This window comes from Vibrio penaeicida (assembly GCF_002933855.1).
Taxonomy (GTDB): domain Bacteria; phylum Pseudomonadota; class Gammaproteobacteria; order Enterobacterales; family Vibrionaceae; genus Vibrio; species Vibrio penaeicida_A.
In genome coordinates, this window is the sequence record NZ_BFAQ01000088.1 from 1 (window position 1) to 1,758 (window position 1,758).

At 40.0% G+C, this 1,758-nt stretch carries 3 protein-coding genes; 1 reads left to right on the top strand and 2 read right to left on the bottom strand.

The window, feature by feature from the left end:
• Positions 1–496 (bottom strand): hypothetical protein (locus tag VPNCDNU1_RS28480; RefSeq protein WP_104403500.1); only part of this gene is annotated, 496 nt, incomplete at its 3' end.
• Positions 497–516: 20 nt separating this feature from the next.
• Complete coding sequence (locus tag VPNCDNU1_RS28485) at positions 517–732, bottom strand: helix-turn-helix domain-containing protein (RefSeq protein ID WP_104403501.1); 216 nt, start codon at positions 730–732, stop codon at positions 517–519.
• A 118-nt stretch (positions 733–850) separates the two neighbouring features.
• On the opposite strand from VPNCDNU1_RS28485, the gene VPNCDNU1_RS28490 reads away from it, so the two are divergent.
• Positions 851–1,579 carry an XRE family transcriptional regulator gene (locus tag VPNCDNU1_RS28490; RefSeq protein WP_167404920.1) on the top strand — a complete coding sequence of 243 codons (729 nt, stop codon included), beginning with the start codon at positions 851–853 and terminating at the stop codon, positions 1,577–1,579.
• Positions 1,580–1,758 lie beyond the last annotated feature (179 nt).

The window sequence follows — 1,758 nt, forward strand, 5'->3', positions numbered from 1 at the left end:
CTCGATGAGCTTTATATATGGAGGGGGATGACTCAGGGTTGTCTCGTAGTTCAATGACGGAAAGCTGAGCCTCCATATTTTCTTTCGTGAGTGACGCCGCTATCCGGTCACAATTGAGATGATCTTTTTGCTGAGATGTCGTCCCTATGTATAAATCGGGTAACGCATAGACGTCATTGAGATATTGGATACGGATGTCACATGGCAGTGCTGCCACTATGGCTTGTTCAATATCCCAAATACGATCTTTGAAATCATGGATACCATCATAGTGTCCAAGCCACCGAAAAAGCTTTTGAGCATTCACCCTCATATCATTGTAAATGTCATCGCTTTGGTTAAACGTAATGCCCTGCTCTTCCAAGACGGAAGTTAGCCCTATTCGTTCAACGACCTCAATGATTTCAGCGGTAATGGTCGCGCGGCTGGTTTTAGGTAACTCTAGCCAATTGTTGATTGCCGAGTTCAACAATCTAAGGCGTGATTGCTGTTTCATGGTTAGTTGCCCTCAAATTGCTACGCTGACACTTGTTTGCTTCCCTGAGTCAACATATTGAAGAGATCACCAACAGAGATTGAATAATACCTTGAAAGCTTTGAAGCAGTAGTGCGATTTGGTAATTGGATGCCGCGCTCTATCCTAGAAAGTGTAGAAAGGTCTATTTCTAATGAAGTAGCAACGGATTCCAAAGTCATGTTTTTGTCCGTTCTTAGTTTACGTAGTTCAGTCATCTCATACTCTCCGACTTAGAGTAATACAACTTAAATATTGCGCATGGCGCAATTGATTGTCAACAAATATTGCGTTCAACGCCTTGCGTTACTCGCAAATTGCATCAAGATAGAAGTCATGACAAAAGAAAAAAAACCAAGCGGTGTCGGAAATATAGTCCGTCAATTACGCATGTCTCAAAATATGACACTTCCCGAACTCGCTGATAACATTGAAGGCTATGATGGTGGGAATCTTTCTAGATTTGAGCGTGGGCTACAAGGGATAAGTGAAGACAAGCTCAAATCTATTGCAGATTATTTTGGGTTAACAATCTCACGTTTGTACAACATGGCAGAGATAGACAGCGTTTCGAATCAAAATGATAGTAGATCAGATACTGTTAATTCTAGAAATATTGGAAACAAAGGAATTTTACTAAGTGCCAATGAAGTAGAAGTCCCTTTCATTGATATCCAAGAAATCTCACCTCAATGTGACAGCTTGTATTTAGATGATGCTGAAGGCTGCAAAATTAAGCTGAGCAAACCTACATTAAACAACTTAGGTATAGAGCCTAGCCATATAGCTTGCATTAAAATTCATGGCAATAGCATGGAGCCTGCTCTACCCGAAGATTCTATTATTGGCATAGATACATCTTCCAAAATGATACAAGATGGGAAAATGTACGCTATCAATCATAACGGAATGATTAGAGTTAAGTTACTTTATCGGTTGCCGGGAAATGGAGTGAGACTCAGAAGTTACAACTTTAGCGAATATCCAGATGAGAACTATGATAACCAGCAAAGCGAGTGTATTCGCGTAATTGGGAGAGTATTCTGGTCCTCAGCGTATTTCTGATTAGAGCATTTCAAATAATTATTGATCCTTAAGCCCACGAATTTTGTGGGCTTTTTGTCGTCTGCGCATCACAGGAATAAAAAAAACTTGCAATTTGCGCATTACGCAATTTATATTTAAATGCGTAAAACGCATTTTTTTGGAGGTTGCAATGACTTCACCATGCATAGTAACTATGG